The 15,062-nt window shown below is 35.5% G+C and carries 16 protein-coding genes and 1 pseudogene; 3 read left to right on the top strand and 14 right to left on the bottom strand.

The window, feature by feature from the left end; genetic code table 11:
* Positions 1 to 10: 10 nt before the first annotated feature.
* The 11 genes and pseudogenes from atpA to AC1RPH_RS05205 form a co-directional block, all read right to left on the bottom strand.
* Positions 11 to 1,528, bottom strand: coding sequence for a F0F1 ATP synthase subunit alpha (gene atpA, locus AC1RPH_RS05255; RefSeq protein ID WP_481761638.1), 1,518 nt, complete (start codon positions 1,526 to 1,528; stop codon positions 11 to 13).
* A gap of 31 nt (positions 1,529 to 1,559) precedes the next feature.
* Positions 1,560 to 2,102 (bottom strand): ATP synthase F1 subunit delta, encoded by a 543-nt coding sequence (gene atpH / locus AC1RPH_RS05250; RefSeq protein ID WP_481761637.1) that lies wholly within the window; start codon positions 2,100 to 2,102, stop codon positions 1,560 to 1,562.
* A 1-nt stretch (position 2,103) separates the two neighbouring features.
* Complete coding sequence (gene atpF, locus AC1RPH_RS05245) at positions 2,104 to 2,613, bottom strand: F0F1 ATP synthase subunit B (protein WP_409022304.1); 510 nt, start codon at positions 2,611 to 2,613, stop codon at positions 2,104 to 2,106.
* 71 nt (positions 2,614 to 2,684) lie between these two features.
* A complete protein-coding gene (atpE, locus tag AC1RPH_RS05240; protein WP_409022303.1) occupies positions 2,685 to 2,897 on the bottom strand; it encodes a F0F1 ATP synthase subunit C in 213 nt (70 codons plus the stop codon).
* 30 nt (positions 2,898 to 2,927) lie between these two features.
* Positions 2,928 to 3,638, bottom strand: coding sequence for a F0F1 ATP synthase subunit A (gene atpB / locus AC1RPH_RS05235; protein WP_409022302.1), 711 nt, complete (start codon positions 3,636 to 3,638; stop codon positions 2,928 to 2,930).
* A gap of 218 nt (positions 3,639 to 3,856) precedes the next feature.
* A complete protein-coding gene (gene upp / locus AC1RPH_RS05230; protein WP_409022301.1) occupies positions 3,857 to 4,486 on the bottom strand; it encodes a uracil phosphoribosyltransferase in 630 nt (209 codons plus the stop codon).
* Between the two features lie 64 nt (positions 4,487 to 4,550).
* Positions 4,551 to 5,813 carry a serine hydroxymethyltransferase gene (gene glyA / locus AC1RPH_RS05225; protein WP_481761720.1) on the bottom strand — a complete coding sequence of 421 codons (1,263 nt, stop codon included), beginning with the start codon at positions 5,811 to 5,813 and terminating at the stop codon, positions 4,551 to 4,553.
* A gap of 33 nt (positions 5,814 to 5,846) precedes the next feature.
* A pseudogene (locus AC1RPH_RS05220) lies at positions 5,847 to 6,830 on the bottom strand (L-threonylcarbamoyladenylate synthase); the annotation flags it as partial.
* Positions 6,831 to 6,846: 16 nt separating this feature from the next.
* Complete coding sequence (gene prmC / locus AC1RPH_RS05215; RefSeq protein ID WP_481761636.1) at positions 6,847 to 7,692, bottom strand: peptide chain release factor N(5)-glutamine methyltransferase; 846 nt, start codon at positions 7,690 to 7,692, stop codon at positions 6,847 to 6,849.
* Entirely contained in the window at positions 7,685 to 8,770 is a 1,086-nt protein-coding gene (gene prfA, locus AC1RPH_RS05210) for a peptide chain release factor 1 (RefSeq protein ID WP_409022299.1), read from the bottom strand. Before prfA ends, prmC begins: the two co-directional genes overlap by 8 nt.
* 45 nt (positions 8,771 to 8,815) lie before the next feature.
* Positions 8,816 to 9,397, bottom strand: coding sequence for a thymidine kinase (locus AC1RPH_RS05205; RefSeq protein ID WP_409022298.1), 582 nt, complete (start codon positions 9,395 to 9,397; stop codon positions 8,816 to 8,818).
* Positions 9,398 to 9,610: 213 nt separating this feature from the next.
* Here AC1RPH_RS05205 and AC1RPH_RS05200 point away from each other — a divergent pair, with 213 nt between their 5' ends.
* On the top strand, positions 9,611 to 10,957 hold the full coding sequence (locus AC1RPH_RS05200) for a MurT ligase domain-containing protein (protein WP_481761635.1): 1,347 nt from the start codon (positions 9,611 to 9,613) through the stop codon (positions 10,955 to 10,957).
* A 2-nt stretch (positions 10,958 to 10,959) separates the two neighbouring features.
* Entirely contained in the window at positions 10,960 to 11,667 is a 708-nt protein-coding gene (locus AC1RPH_RS05195) for a type 1 glutamine amidotransferase (RefSeq protein ID WP_409022296.1), read from the top strand.
* A 53-nt stretch (positions 11,668 to 11,720) separates the two neighbouring features.
* Here the strand turns inward: AC1RPH_RS05195 and manA are convergent, their stop codons facing one another.
* From manA to AC1RPH_RS05180, 3 genes are all read right to left on the bottom strand, one after another.
* Complete coding sequence (gene manA / locus AC1RPH_RS05190; RefSeq protein ID WP_481761634.1) at positions 11,721 to 12,686, bottom strand: mannose-6-phosphate isomerase, class I; 966 nt, start codon at positions 12,684 to 12,686, stop codon at positions 11,721 to 11,723.
* A gap of 76 nt (positions 12,687 to 12,762) precedes the next feature.
* Positions 12,763 to 13,773: a serine hydrolase domain-containing protein gene (locus tag AC1RPH_RS05185; protein ID WP_481761633.1), complete on the bottom strand. Its 1,011-nt coding sequence runs from the start codon at positions 13,771 to 13,773 to the stop codon at positions 12,763 to 12,765.
* Between the two features lie 6 nt (positions 13,774 to 13,779).
* A complete protein-coding gene (locus tag AC1RPH_RS05180; RefSeq protein ID WP_409022293.1) occupies positions 13,780 to 14,433 on the bottom strand; it encodes a histidine phosphatase family protein in 654 nt (217 codons plus the stop codon).
* 189 nt (positions 14,434 to 14,622) lie between these two features.
* Here AC1RPH_RS05180 and AC1RPH_RS05175 point away from each other — a divergent pair, with 189 nt between their 5' ends.
* A complete protein-coding gene (locus AC1RPH_RS05175; RefSeq protein WP_481761632.1) occupies positions 14,623 to 14,961 on the top strand; it encodes a hypothetical protein in 339 nt (112 codons plus the stop codon).
* Positions 14,962 to 15,062 lie beyond the last annotated feature (101 nt).

Here is a 15,062-nt window from a genome sequence, read left to right as displayed (position 1 = left end):
TACTTTTAGTTTACGCTTTTTCAGGAGTTACTTGGAAACCTTCTGAAAAGTCTTTGATTGCAGCATCAAATTTATCTTCGTCAGGTAAATTACCTGTTTCTTTGATGTGATTTAAAAGATCACTATGATTATTATCAAAGAAATCAAAAATTTCACCTTCAAAACGAAGAATATCATCAACAGGAACTGAATCCAAGAATCCATGTGTTAATGCATATAAAATTAAAACTTGTTTTTCAACAACTAATGGCTTGTGTAATGGTTGTTTAAGTACTTCAACCGTACGATGTCCACGATTTAATTTAGCTTGTGTTGCGGCATCTAAATCAGAACCAAATTGAGAAAATGATTCTAATTCTCGGAATGATGCAAGAGCCAAACGAAGGCTTCCGGCAACTTTCTTCATTGCTTTAATTTGAGCTGACCCACCAACACGAGAAACTGATGTACCAGCATCAATAGCTGGACGAGTACCTGAATAGAATAAATCACTATCCAAGAAAATTTGACCATCAGTAATCGAAATTACGTTAGTAGGAATATATGCAGAAACATCACCAGCCTGTGTTTCGATAAATGGAAGAGCAGTCATTGAACCACCACCCAATTCATCACTTAACTTAGCTGCACGTTCAAGTAAACGTGAATGTAAGTAGAAAACATCACCAGGATAAGCTTCACGACCCGGCGGACGTCTCAAAATTAATGACAGTTCACGGTAAGCCGTTGCTTGTTTTGATAAATCATCAAATACAATCAAGACATGTTTACCGTTATACATGAATTCTTCACCCATTGCTGAACCAGTATATGGAGCTAACCATAATAATGGTGCGGGAGAAGCAGGACCAGCACTAACGACAATTGTGTAGTCCATTGCGCCTAATCGACGTAACGTTTCCACTTGTGCGCTAACAGTTGATTCTTTTTGTCCAATAGCAACATAGATACAAATCATGTCTTGATCTTTTTGATTTAAAATCGTATCAATAGCAACTGATGTTTTACCAGTCTTACGATCACCAATAATCAATTCACGTTGTCCACGGCCAATTGGAACTAAAGCATCAATAGCTTTAAGTCCAGTTTGTAAAGGTTGATCAACTGACTTACGATCCATAACTCCTGGAGCCTTTTTTTCGACTGGACGAGTTTTGTTTGTCTTAAGATCACCTTTACCATCGATGGGTTGGCCTAAAGGATTAACAACACGTCCGATAAGTTCTTCACCAACAGGAACTTCCATGATTCTACCCGTACGTTTGACAACGTCGCCTTCACGGATACCTTCATAGCCACCTAAAATAACGATACCAACATCGTTTGTTTCTAGATTTTGAGCCATACCATAAGTACCGTCAGAAAATTCTAACAATTCTCCTGATAAAGCGTTATCCAAACCGTGTGCACGAGCAATACCATCACCAACATAAGTAACGGTACCTACTTCATCAACGATAAGTTCGTCTTTATATTGTTCCAATTGTTCTTTAATTAAAGCACTGATTTCTTCAGCTTTAATGCTCATACAAGGTTCACCTCTTAACTACTTTAATATGTTACTCCGCTAATAATCGTTTTACTTTGTTGATTTTTGATGAAATTGATCCATCAAAAATCTGATTATTGGCTTCAATAATAACGCCACCAATAATTTTTTCATCAATAATATTGTTAAATACTATCTTATTTGCACCGATTCTTTCTGCAAACTTACTTGATAATTTCGTTAATTGACTATCATCAAGCTCAATTGCAGTTGTAACGGTTGCATGTACAATTTTTTCTTTAACATCGCATAATCGTTCGAATTCTTCAATTATTCCAACCATATCACCCATTCGACCATAATCAAAGACCATTTGGATAACGTTTGCAATAATTGGAGATGCATCTTTGAGTAAGACCTTAACAAGGTCTTGCTTTTCTAACAAATTAAGACGTGCATCAACAAGCACTTCACTCAATTGTGGATTAGCAAGAAAAACTTGTCTAACTTCCTCTAATTCTTCAGAAAAGGCAACAATATTACCTTGTTCATCAGCAATTTCAAAGATGGCTTCACCGTAACGATTGGCAACGGTTGCCTTATCTAATTTCATTTTACTTTACCAACCCTTCAATATAAGAATTGATTAAGTTTTTTTGATCATTCTCATTTAATTCTTTTTGAATAATCTTAGAAGCAATTTCAATAGATAATTCAGCGACATCACTTTGAACGCTACTCAATACTTCTTGGCGTTCTTGTTCAATATCTTTAACAGCATTTTGTTTCAACGTCGTTGCTTCATCTTGAGCTCCAGAAACGATATCATCATGTTGCTTTTTACCGTTATCTTTTGCACGACTAACAATTTCAGATGCTTCTTGACGTGAATTATCTAATTGGTCTTGTCGTTCAGTTGCCAAAATATCGGCTTTTTTTCTTGAATCTTCAGCAGAATCTAAATCATTTGCAATTTTATCTGCACGGTCACTCATCATTTTTGTGACAGGACCCCATGCAAAGTGTTTGATGATTAACATCAAAATAACAAACGAAATAATATAGAATAAGAAATCACCAGTTTGAAAATTACCAACTGCACCGAAAACTAAATCTGAAAACATCTATTGACACCTCCTTTTTAAAATTAATATATTTCGTTGTATCAACGAAGAATCAAACTTAATTTCAAAAATTATTTAGCCATCAATAAGAATGAAATAACGATAGCAATAATAGGAACGGCTTCAATCAAACCAACACCAATAAACATTGTTGAACGTAATTGACCAGATAATTCTGGTTGGCGAGCCATACCTTCGATTGTTTTAGAAATAACTAAACCATTACCAATACCTGTTGCGACAGCGGCTAAACCAGCTGCAATACCTGCTGCTAATAATCCCATAATAATTGTTTCCTCCTTAGATATCTTGTTTTATTCTTTTTGTACTTTTCCACCGATATAAACCATTGACAATGTTACGAATACGTAAGCTTGGATACTTCCGATAAACAGAGAGAATCCTTGCCAGATCATTTCAACTGGTAAAGCCACGATAGTCATTAATGGGCCCATAGAAACTGCACCACCAATTAACGTTAATAATACTTCCCCAGCGTAAATGTTTCCGTACAAACGAAGAGCTAATGTTAGCAAATTTGTAAATTCTTCAATCAAGTTAATAGGTAAAAGAAATGCAACTGGACTCAAATAGGAATTTTTAATATATCCCTTAAATCCGAATTGAATAACACCCATAAAATGTGATAATAGCAGAATCAAAAATGCAAACGTTAGTGTCGTTAGCGGACTCGACGTTGGACTTTTAATCAACGTCTTGTCGCCAAAACCTATTTGTAAAAATAAACCCATTTGGTTAGATACAAAGATAAATAAGAATAACGTAAATGCTAATAAATTAAACTTCTTACCTTCTTTTCCTGGCATTGCGCTTTTAACAATCCCATTGGTGAAATCAATGAGCCATTCCAAAACATTTTGTCTACCAGTCGGTTTCATGGTCAGTCTTCTCGATAATACAATAGCTATCATCGCGACAATCACACATGCAAGTAAACCGGAAACGACATTCGTAATATTGAAAGGTAGGCCATAAAAATTCACAACGAAAGCATCTCCATCCACAGAATTTCACCTCTTTCCAAACTTTTATTTGACCGTATAAAACGGTATAAATTAAAGAGAATAACTTTATAAATATTCTCCAATTACAAAAGAAATCATACCACCAATTGAAATAAAATACAAAAGAAATTCTGACTTATTTTGAGTTTTTTTTCACATTAAAAAAAATGACACCTAGACGGCTTACGCATAAGCATTCTAAGGGCCATTCATTTAATTTATTTCGTACCAAACAATCGATCACCTGCATCGCCCAAACCTGGGACAATGTAGCCATCTTCATTCAAGTGATCATCAAGTGCTGCTGTATAAATATCAATATCAGGATGTTTTTCACGTAAAGCTGCAACACCTTCTGGAGCCGCAACAAGACAAACAAACTTAATTGTCTTTGCGCCGCGCTTCTTCAATGCATCAACTGCCATAATAGCAGAACCACCAGTAGCAAGCATTGGGTCTACTACAAGAAGATCACGACTAGCAATATCTTCAGGCATTTTTACAAAATATTCTGTTGGTTGGAATGTTGTTTCATCACGGTACATACCAATATGTCCAACTTTAGCTGCTGGTAATAATTCCAAAATACCATCAACCATCCCTAAACCAGCTCTTAAAATAGGAATAATAGCAATTTTCTTACCAGCCAATGTTTTTTGTGTTGTTTTACCCATAGGTGTTTCAACGATAACATCTTCTAAAGCAAAATCGCGAGAAACATCATATACCATTAGTTCAGCAATTTCATTAACAACTTCTCTAAATTCTTTTGTACCACAGTTCTTATCACGTATAATCGTTAATTTGTGTTGAATTAACGGATGGTCCATCACTTGAAATTTGCCCATTACGAAACACTCCCTTAAATTTAGTCTATTCTATTTTAGCGAATTATTACCTAAAATACTAGTCTTAAACGTATTTAATTTGTGAAATAGGATGCTTTTTAGATAATGCTAAAACTTGCGAACCAATTTCGGCTAATTTATCGTCATCATCGTGAAATTGAATTGCGTATAGAATTAGAATTGCAATCACTTTTACGTCTTCGCTGTCAAACCCACGAGTAGAAATTGCTGGCGTTCCAATTCGAATTCCAGACGTTTTAAATGGGCTCAATGATTCATTTGGAATTGTATTTTTATTCACAGTAATATGAACACGATCTAATAAGTTTTGAACTTCTTTTCCATTTAACCCAGAAGGTGTTACATCTAAGTTCATTAAGTGATTATCAGTTCCACCAGAAATAACTCTCACTAAATCTGACTGTGCAAATACGCCAGCCATTGCTTGTGAATTCTGAACAACTTGATACATATACGCCGTAAATGCTGGTTGCGCTGCCTCATAGAATGCTGCCGCTTTCCCAGCAATTACGTGTTCAAGTGGGCCACCCTGTGTACCAGGGAAAACTGCCGAGTTTAGTTTTTTAGCATATTTTTCTTTAGCAAGAATCATTCCACCACGAGGGCCACGTAACGTTTTATGCGTTGTTGTCGTAACAACATCAGCTACATCTACGGGATTTGGATGCAGTCCAGTAGCTACAAGACCAGCAATATGAGCCATATCTACCATTAAATAGGCGCCAACTTCATCAGCGATTGCTCTAAATTTTGTAAAGTCGATCATTCGACTATAAGCTGAGGCTCCAGCAATAATCATTTTAGGTTTTTCTTTAAGTGCTATCTCTCGAATAGCATCATAATTTAAACGTTCTGTTTTAGAATCAACACCATAACTAACAAAATTGTACAATTCACCTGAGAAATTTACTGGTGAACCATGCGTTAAATGTCCACCATCGTTTAATTTCATTCCTAAAATCTTATCTTGAGGTTCTAAAAATGCCTGGTAAACGGCCATATTAGCTTGTGAACCAGAATGTGGTTGTACATTGGCATATTCAGCATGGAATAGTGCCTTAGCACGATCAATAGCTAATTGTTCAACTACATCAATATACTCACAACCACCGTAGTAACGCTTATTAGGATACCCTTCAGCATACTTATTGGTTAACACGCTACCTTGTGCAGCACGTACAGCATCAGAAACGATATTTTCAGACGCAATTAATTCAATATTGTCCTCTTGGCGTTTTTCTTCATGAGCGATTGCATCCCACAATTCTTTATCCTGTTGTTTATATTTCACTTTTTCAGCATCCATAAGTTCAACAATATTTTGGCTACTTGCTGCTTTTTCAAGACGGTTCATGTAAGCAACACCCAATCCCTTTTTATCAAACCCTTCAACTAAAATCATTTGAACATTAGGGTTGTCATCGAAGTAGCGTAAACCGTCAAAAAGTGATTGGCTTGCTGATTCAATTGTTTTTCCTAAAGAAGAATAGCCACTATTCTTAGGTATCTGATCCGTATCAATTTGACCTTCTTTTGCCATTAATCCGATTGCAATATCTTGTTTAGCGACCCAGTCTAAAATATCTGACCAATTTTGTGTTGAATCAACAATCACAACTTGTGCTCTTGGTGCATAATGTCGATACTTCATCCCAGGTGCTTTTGGCGTTTCTCCTTCGGCAACTTCATGTGTATCATCACTAACGTGTCCAATTACATCCTCAATTTGTGACTGAGTAACTGCTCCAGGTCTCAAAATTGTTGGTTCATCTGTACTCATGTCTAAGACAGTTGACTCCACCCCTACTTTTGTTTGCCCATCATCAATGATACCAGCAATTTTACCATTCAAATCATGAGCAACATGTTCTGCCATTGTTGGACTAGGTTTACCTGAAGTATTAGCTGAAGGGCCAACAATTGGAACGCCCGACTTAATAATAAAATCTAATGTAACTTTGTTATCTGGCATTCTAAAGGCTGCAGTTTCTAAACCGCCTGTAACAGTCTTTGAAAGAGCTCCTGCTTTTAATTTAAGGATAAGCGTCAATGAACCCGGCCAAAATGTTTTAATTAACTTTTCCACATTGGCAGTAAGTGGTTGTGCATATTCCCGAACTGTCTCTACATCGGCAACGTGTACGATTAGTGGATTATCACTTGGTCGACCTTTTGCAGCATACACTTGTTTGACTGCCTCTTCATTTGTCGCATCGGCACCCAATCCGTACACTGTTTCAGTTGGGAATGCGATCAATTGTCCTTGCTTTAATAACTCTGCAGCAGTTTCTATTTCATTAGGTTGATAAATAATTGTTTCCATTAACTCAACACCCCTTTTATAATTTTGCGTGAATCATTCTTTGATTATCAAAACTATCTTTTTTTCCTTCTATTAAAACTGCATTTTCAAATGCGTTTGTTAACATCTTTATCACGGCGTTTTCTTGTTGATACCCTATTTCAAAGAAAATATCTCTTGGTTTTTGCGTGAAGCGAGCCACCTCTTCTATCATTCTTCGATACAAGATTAGACCATTTTCAGCTGCAAATAATGCGACTTGCGGTTCATGTTCAATCACACTTTTATCCATCACATCTCGCTCATTTTCGGCAATGTATGGTGGATTAGACACGATGACATCCACTTTCAATTCATGAATAGGTTCTGTTAAATCTCCAATCAAAAATGTTACATCAACTTGCTGTGCTTGTGCATTTTTTTTGGCAACCGTAATTGCTTCTTTAGAAATATCACTTGCAAAGATTTGCCAATTTGGTCGCTGTTGTTTTAAAGCAATCGCAATTGCTCCAGAACCGGTTCCAATATCAGCAATTACCAACTTCTCATTAGCAGGCAATGTCTCCAACATCCATTCTACCAATTCTTCCGTCTCAGGTCTCGGAATAAGGGTTGCTTCGGTCACTTTCAATTGCATACCAAAAAAGTAGGCATGACCAATAATGTATTGTGCCGGCATTCCATCACAAAATTGCTGAATATCTATCTGATATTGTTGCCACTCATTTTTTGGCATTTTTGTTTGATAATTCATTAATAAATCAGTCGTTGACCAGCTTAGTCGCTCTAATAATAACCACTGACCACTTTCAACTTCTAACTTATGTTCCTCTATACACAAAGAAGCCCATTTCAAGGCTTCATAGTAGGTTGGATTAGTCATTTTCTTGCAACTTTTCCATTTTTTGTGTTTGATCATATAAAATCAATGAATCGATTACTTCTTCAAGTTCACCATTCATAACACGATCTAATTTATTCAATGATAATCCAATTCGATGATCAGTCACACGATTTTGAGGGAAATTATAAGTTCTAATTCGTTCTGAACGGTCCCCTGATCCAACAGCTGATTTTCTATTTTCATTGTAAGCACTTTGTTCTTGTTGTGAATAGAAATCATAAACTCGAGCCTTCAAAATTTTCATAGCTTTTTCACGATTTTGTTGTTGTGAACGTTCATCTTGCATAGCTACAACAATGTTTGTTGGTAAATGGGTCATTCGGACAGCAGATGATGTCTTATTAACATGTTGTCCACCGGCACCAGAAGAACGATAAACATCCGTTCTAATATCTTTTGCATCAATTTCAATTTCAACATCTTCTGCTTCAGGCATAACACCTACTGTTGCAGTAGAAGTATGCACACGTCCAGCTGATTCTGTTGATGGAATTCGTTGAACTCGATGTGCACCACTTTCATATTTCAGCTTAGAAAAGACACTATCACCATTAATCAACAGGACAATTTCTTTAAAACCACCGACTTCAGTCACATTTTTATCCACAATTTCAACAGTCCAACCTTGCTTCTCAGCGTATTTAGAATACATTGAGAATAAATCTGCAGCAAATAAACTAGCTTCATCCCCACCGGCAGCGCCGTGAATTTCCATGATAATATTTTTATCATCATTAGGATCCTTAGGAATTAATAGTACCTTAATTTCTTCTTCTAAAGCTGCTTTTGCTTTCTTTGCGTCAGATAATTCTTCTTTAGCCATTTCAGCCATTTCAGAATCTAAATTTTCGCCTAGCATTTCTTCAGCATCTGCAAGTTCTTGAACAACAACTTTATATTGGCGATATTTCTCAACTGTTTCGCGGATACTTGCCATTTCTTTTGATAATTCCATAAACCGATTATTATTTGAAATAATCTCAGGATCAGACAATAATTCGCCTAATTCTTCATAGCGATCATCAACTGATTGTAATTGATCATACATTTCATCCATTTTATATTGTCTCCTCTTAATTCTTTATCTTTCTAGTCTATCTGATTATTGTAATTGTGTCATCAACGGATTGTTATAATGTTTACGACATACTGGATAATAATCTTCATTACCACCTATTAAAATTTGTTCGCCAGCATATACAGGTTTACCATCATGAATACGTAAATTCATGATGGCCTTTTTATGACAAAACCAGCAAATTGTTTTCATTTCTTCAATCTTGTCAGCATATAATAATAAATATTTTGATCCTTCAAACAATTCGTTTTTAAAATCATTCTTTAACCCAAAAGCCATAACTGGAATATTTAATTCATCCACAATTTTAGCTAATTGAATAATATGTGCTTGTTTTAGAAATTGTGATTCGTCTATTAAAACACAAGCAGCATTTGAATTAGTCTGTTGAACTAAATCAAAGACATTTGTTTCTTCAAAAATAGGTGTCGCCTCACGTTTCAATCCAATTCGACTTGAAACAAATCCAACACCATCCCTGTCATCCACACCACTTGTTAAAATAATAACTGATTTATTTTGTTCTTCATAATTATGCGCAACTTTTAAGATTTCAATTGTCTTACCACTATTCATTGCACCGTATTTAAAAAATAATTGCGCCATAATAAACCTCTTCTGTTTTTCAGATTTCCGTCTTTAAGTATATCCGATTTAAGCTTGGATTTCATTAAATAAAAATTTTTTCTTAATATTAGGCATTTTATATGTAGAATTTTGTAATTATGCTATTATAGACATAATATAAATTCAGTAAAGTAGGCTATGACGTGGATTCTATCCTATGTAGTCAATTTTCTGTAAACGGAGGATATTTTAATGACGATAAAAAGCTCAATAGCAACTGTCGCAGGGAAATCATCATATTGGTTTTTGCACACCTTTCTAAAAGGTGGTAGCTCTCTACCCGGCAAAATAACTGCCGCGTTAGATCCAGAAATTTTAAAAACATTAGGTGCTAATTATGACGTTATTGTCATCACTGGAACCAACGGTAAAACCTTAACAACCGCCTTAACAGTTAAGGTTTTAGGTGCTAAATATGACCATATCTTAACAAACTCTGCTGGATCAAATATGGAACAAGGTATTATCACAGCATTTCTAACGGATAAGCGCAAAAAAAATGAGCGTCCTCTTGCTGTTCTTGAGGTTGATGAAGCAAATGTCATTAAAGTAACCCAATACATCACGCCTAAAGCATTTGTTCTAACAAATATTTTCCGTGATCAAATGGACCGCTACGGTGAAATTTATACAACTTACAAAAAAATTATTGATGGGATTAAATTAGCACCCAATGCAACAATTATTGCAAATGGTGATGCACCCATTTTCCATTCAATTGAATTACCAAATCCTTTTGTTTTCTACGGTTTTAATCATGAAGAGGAAACAGAAAGTTTAGCACCTACGAATACTGATGGGATTCTTTGTCCAGTTTGTCAACATATCTTACATTATAAAACCCGTACGTATGCTAATCTCGGGAAATATTATTGTCCAAACTGTCATTTTAGTCGTCCAAAATTAGACTACCAATTAACATCACTTTTAGAACAAACACCCACATCATCTCACTTTATAGTTGATGGACAACCCATGGAAATTCATGTCGGCGGTTTATATAACATCTACAACGCCCTTGCTGCTTATGCAGTTGGTCGTGTCTTCAATGTTGGTCCTGCAACAATTAGTAATACATTAAGTGAAGACGATGAGCAAGTCTTTGGTCGACAAGAAGTCATCCATGTTGAAGACAAAGACATTACCTTAGTTTTAGTTAAAAATCCAGTTGGCCTCGATCAGGTACTAGATATGATTGCAACAGATACAGAACCATTCTCGTTGGCCTTCTTATTAAATGCAAATTACGCAGATGGTATTGATACCAGTTGGATTTGGGATGGGAATTTCGAACAATTAACACAAATGAACATTCCTCAATTCATGACGGGTGGTGAACGTTATAAAGATGTTTCATTCCGTTTTAAGGTCGCTGGTGTCAAAGATGAACAATTAATTAAAGAACCTGACATTGCTAAAGTTATCGAACAACTTAAAACCTTCCCCACAAAACATATTTACGTTTTAGCCACTTATACAGCTGTTTTACAGTTACGTAAATCACTCGCTAATGATGGTTATATCAAGGAGGGCATGTAATAATGGCAAAATATCATTTAAACGTCGCCCATTTATATGGTGACTTATTAAATACTTATGGTGATGTTGGTAACCTATTGGTGTTAGAATATTATGCCAAGCAAATGGATACTGACTTACAAACTGAAGTCATCAGTTTAGATCAACCTTTTGACAAAGATCATTTTGACTTAACTTTCTTTGGTGGTGGACAAGATTTCGAACAAAAAATTGTCTCAAAAGATATTCAAGACAAAAAAGAGGCCTTAACCGACTATATTGAAGATAACGGTCCCCTCCTCGCAATTTGTGGCGGTTACCAATTACTTGGTCAATATTATGTCGGTGCTGATGGTGAAAAAATTCCTGGCATTGGTGCAATGAGTCATTATACAGAGACACAAGATGACAATCGTTTTATCGGAGATATTACGATTCAAAATGAAGATACCGGTGAAACTTACCATGGTTTTGAAAATCATAACGGGATGACCTTCCTCGGTAAAGATGAACGACCACTTGGTAAAGTGTTAAAAGGTAAAGGTAATAATGGTAGTGATGCTTCAGAAGGTGTCATTTACAAAAACGTTTTTGGTTCATATTTCCATGGCCCAATCTTAACAAGAAATGGTGAATTAGCTAAACGTCTACTACTGCTTGCGTTGCATCGTAAATATCCAGATGTTGATTTTAGTCAACAAGAAGCACTCGTTATCGAACCAACATTTTAGTAAAAAAATAAAGATTCAAACAATAGTATATTATTGTTTGAATCTTTATTTTTTTATGCTTTTTCTCCAGGTTCTGATGCAATAATTTGCATATCACCTGTAATTGTCCATTCTTTAACTTCGTTTGGTAAAATAAAATGCATACCCATTTTTAAATCATATATTTTATCATCGACTTTAATCTGACCTTCACCTTTTAAAACTGAAACAAGAGTATAAGGTGCGACTGTTCTTTTAAAATTTGCTGATCCGTTTGAAATCAACCATTCATAAACACTAAAGAATGGTGTTTTAACAAAGGTTGTTACTTTGGCATCCCCGACCATTTTTGTTTGAATATCGAGTTCAGGAACTTTATTAGGCACATTAGTAACATCAATCGATTGTTGAATATGCAAGTCACGCTTCTTACCCGTTGTTGCATCCACACGGTCAAAATCGTAAACACGATATGTTGTATCACTACTTTGTTGCGTTTCAAGGACCATCACACCAGAACCAATGGCATGAATTGTACCACTAGGAACATAAAAGAAATCTCCCGCTTTAACAGGTACATGCGTAAATAAATCATCCCATCTTTCGTCATGAATCATTTCCGCTAATTCTTCACGTGTTTTAGCATGGTGCCCATAAATAAGTTCTGCCCCAGGTTCGGCTGAAATAACATACCAACATTCTGTTTTACCAAGTTCATGCTCATGTTGCATTGCATAAGTATCATCCGGATGTACTTGAACTGATAAATCTTGATTAGCATCTAAAATTTTAGTTAGAAGTGGAAAAACATCCCCTTTAGCATTACCAAAAACTTCACGATTTGAATCCCAGACTTCATTCAATGTTTTGCCAGCAAATGGACCATTCAAAACAGTACTTGGGCCATGTGAGTGTGCGGAAATAGCCCAAAGTTCACCAGTATGATTACTTGGAATATCATATCCAAAGACCGTTTTAAGATGATCACCACCCCAAATTTTTTCTTGTAATACAGGTTTTAAGAATAAAGGTTCTGTCATTAGTTGCTCTCTCCTTCGTTAAACATATTATTGGTTTATTTTATCATAAGCGGTTACATTTTTGAATGTTAATCGGTTACAATCCAGCTTTTTCCGTTAAAAAGCTTTCTATAATTTCATCTCGTTTTACCAAATAGAGACTATTATCACTCGTCGGATGTACCCTATTCGTTAAGACAACCAACCCGTCTTGCATGGATTGATCCATTATTATAAATGTTCCTGTATAACCAGTATGATAGACAGATAAGCAATCGCCATCTCCACGAAGATCCCAGCCAAGTGAACGACCCAAGCTTCTTGTAGGTGTTTGATCTGAGAATAACATTTGCGTCGTCTCCGGCCGTAATACTGGACGTTCAGGACCATCTGACATAAACCACTGCATAAATCGTAATAAGTCGGATACAGTGGAAAATAACCCTGCCGATCCACAATGTTCTTTTAAAATCCGTGCTTTGGGGTCATGAACAATACCCTTTAAAAGACCTAAGTCAGGAATAATCTCAGTTGGAACACTTCTTGAGATATTTGGACTAAAAGTACTATCAGTTAATCCTAAGGGATTTAAGACTTCTTGCTGCAATGCTTGCTGAACAGGAATTTTTAAAATACTTTCAATAATATATCCTAAAAAAATTAGTCCGATATCACTATAAATAACTTTTTTTCCAAGATTTTCACCATTACTTAGTCCGAATAGTGCTTGTTTTAAATCTGGTTCCGATAATTGATTTCGATTTTTAATATACCCTTGAAAATCTGCCGTATGCGTCAACATATGCCGTAAAGTCACCCGTTCGTCCTGATAATTTGGTAGGTATTTTTTTACGGAATCATCAACATTCAAACGACCCTCTTCTTGTAATTTTAAAATAAGAGTTGTTGTTCCTATCACTTTAGTTAGTGATGCAACGTCGTAAAGTGCATTGTCAGCTAATTGTTCAGTTTCAGGGACTAATTGCGAATATCCCAAATAGTTTTGATTGCTAATTGTATTATGATGGATAACCCCATATGAAGCACCAGGAACAATACCATCATTAACTAACTGTCGAATTTTATTTATCGTTTTAGGATATAGCAATCGTAATCACCCCTTTTGATTAATCTTCACAATTGTAAATTTACCTTTTTTAAAATCAACGTTACTAACACTAGCATTCTTCAAGAGCATCGTTGGAAGTTGATTTTTTTCTAAGCTGTCGATAAAACTTGATAACACAAGACCATGAGACACAATTAAAATATTTCCTCCCTGCGTCTGGTACTGATTCCCAATATCCGTTAATGTATCAATTATTCGACTAGTCATCTTATCATATGTTTCAGCTTGGCTAGTTCCTTCAAGCTCTGCGAACATATTTACTAAGTTTCTAAAGCGATTATGCCCTAAAACGGCCTGACTCACTTTAAAAAAACCAAATTTTTTAACAAGCATTGGAATTAAATCTTTATTTTTCATCTCTTCTAGTCGACCAAAATCGACTTCTCGAAGTCCTCTTAATGGTTGAAATTCAAACGAAGAGTCATGCTTTTCAAGAATAAAGTCCGCAGTATCTTGCGTTCGTTTTAAGTCACTTGTGTACACGGCTTCAAAATAGACATCTTTTAATTGTGTTCCCAAATTTCTAGCTGCCTCTCGCCCCTTGTGTGTCAGACGAGAATTAGTCACGCCTTGTAGCCTCTTTAATCTGTTCAATCGTGTTTGACCATGTCTTACTAAATAAAAATGAACTGTCTTCATCGCCTGCACCTCCATAAAATGGTTTATATTTGTACCTTCAAGTATACGCTACCATTAAGATTTTACCTAAGTAAAAACCTAAAATATATTTTTAAATTTAGTCTGTCTACGACTATAATAAAATAAATCAAAACATTTTCGTTTAAATTGGTATAATGAAGTAAATCATTTAGATGGGGAGTGTCACTTATGGCTAGTAATTCAGATTCTATATTCTTCGTCTTATCTTATGTCAGACGACATCCAGAAGACGTTTTCTTTTCACGCTTGACCTATACTAATTCAATAACCCTCGTCATACCAGGAAGCGTCAAAGTAGCTGATGCTGATATTTATTTTTTACCAGATAAACTAACTGTTAATCGTCTCACTGATGATTTCGTTTCAAAACACGGTGATTTATTAGATTACTTTAACGATAAATTAGATCATTCCATCCCTGACTATATGGACGTCTGGGTAACAACCGTGTATCTGACACATCATGATAAATATTTAATTGAACTTTCATTTGAACAAAATGTCTAAACAAAAAAGTGATTAAGCAGGTTCTGAAGTGAACCCCAAAAGTTGGAGTAAATATTAAGCGATCATCTGGTCGGTATGTTTTCGATATTCAATCGGAGACA

The sequence above is a fragment of the Dellaglioa sp. CoH-57-MRSF-16 genome, assembly GCF_056782055.1.
The sequence above is the reverse complement of the archived record's forward strand: the minus strand, read 5'-3'. Positions and strand labels throughout refer to the sequence as shown.

Coding starts and splice junctions, on each gene's coding strand:
- atpA (WP_481761638.1), bottom strand. CDS start 1,528: ATGAGCATTAAAGCTGAAGAAATCAGTGCTTTAATTAAAGAACAATTG.
- atpH (WP_481761637.1), bottom strand. CDS start 2,102: ATGAAATTAGATAAGGCAACCGTTGCCAATCGTTACGGTGAAGCCATC.
- atpF (WP_409022304.1), bottom strand. CDS start 2,613: ATGTTTTCAGATTTAGTTTTCGGTGCAGTTGGTAATTTTCAAACTGGT.
- atpE (WP_409022303.1), bottom strand. CDS start 2,897: ATGGGATTATTAGCAGCAGGTATTGCAGCTGGTTTAGCCGCTGTCGCA.
- upp (WP_409022301.1), bottom strand. CDS start 4,486: ATGGGCAAATTTCAAGTGATGGACCATCCGTTAATTCAACACAAATTA.
- glyA (WP_481761720.1), bottom strand. CDS start 5,813: ATGGATGCTGAAAAAGTGAAATATAAACAACAGGATAAAGAATTGTGG.
- prmC (WP_481761636.1), bottom strand. CDS start 7,692: ATGACTAATCCAACCTACTATGAAGCCTTGAAATGGGCTTCTTTGTGT.
- prfA (WP_409022299.1), bottom strand. CDS start 8,770: ATGGATGAAATGTATGATCAATTACAATCAGTTGATGATCGCTATGAA.
- AC1RPH_RS05205 (WP_409022298.1), bottom strand. CDS start 9,397: ATGGCGCAATTATTTTTTAAATACGGTGCAATGAATAGTGGTAAGACA.
- AC1RPH_RS05200 (WP_481761635.1), top strand. CDS start 9,611: ATGACGATAAAAAGCTCAATAGCAACTGTCGCAGGGAAATCATCATAT.
- AC1RPH_RS05195 (WP_409022296.1), top strand. CDS start 10,960: ATGGCAAAATATCATTTAAACGTCGCCCATTTATATGGTGACTTATTA.
- manA (WP_481761634.1), bottom strand. CDS start 12,686: ATGACAGAACCTTTATTCTTAAAACCTGTATTACAAGAAAAAATTTGG.
- AC1RPH_RS05180 (WP_409022293.1), bottom strand. CDS start 14,433: ATGAAGACAGTTCATTTTTATTTAGTAAGACATGGTCAAACACGATTG.
- AC1RPH_RS05175 (WP_481761632.1), top strand. CDS start 14,623: ATGGCTAGTAATTCAGATTCTATATTCTTCGTCTTATCTTATGTCAGA.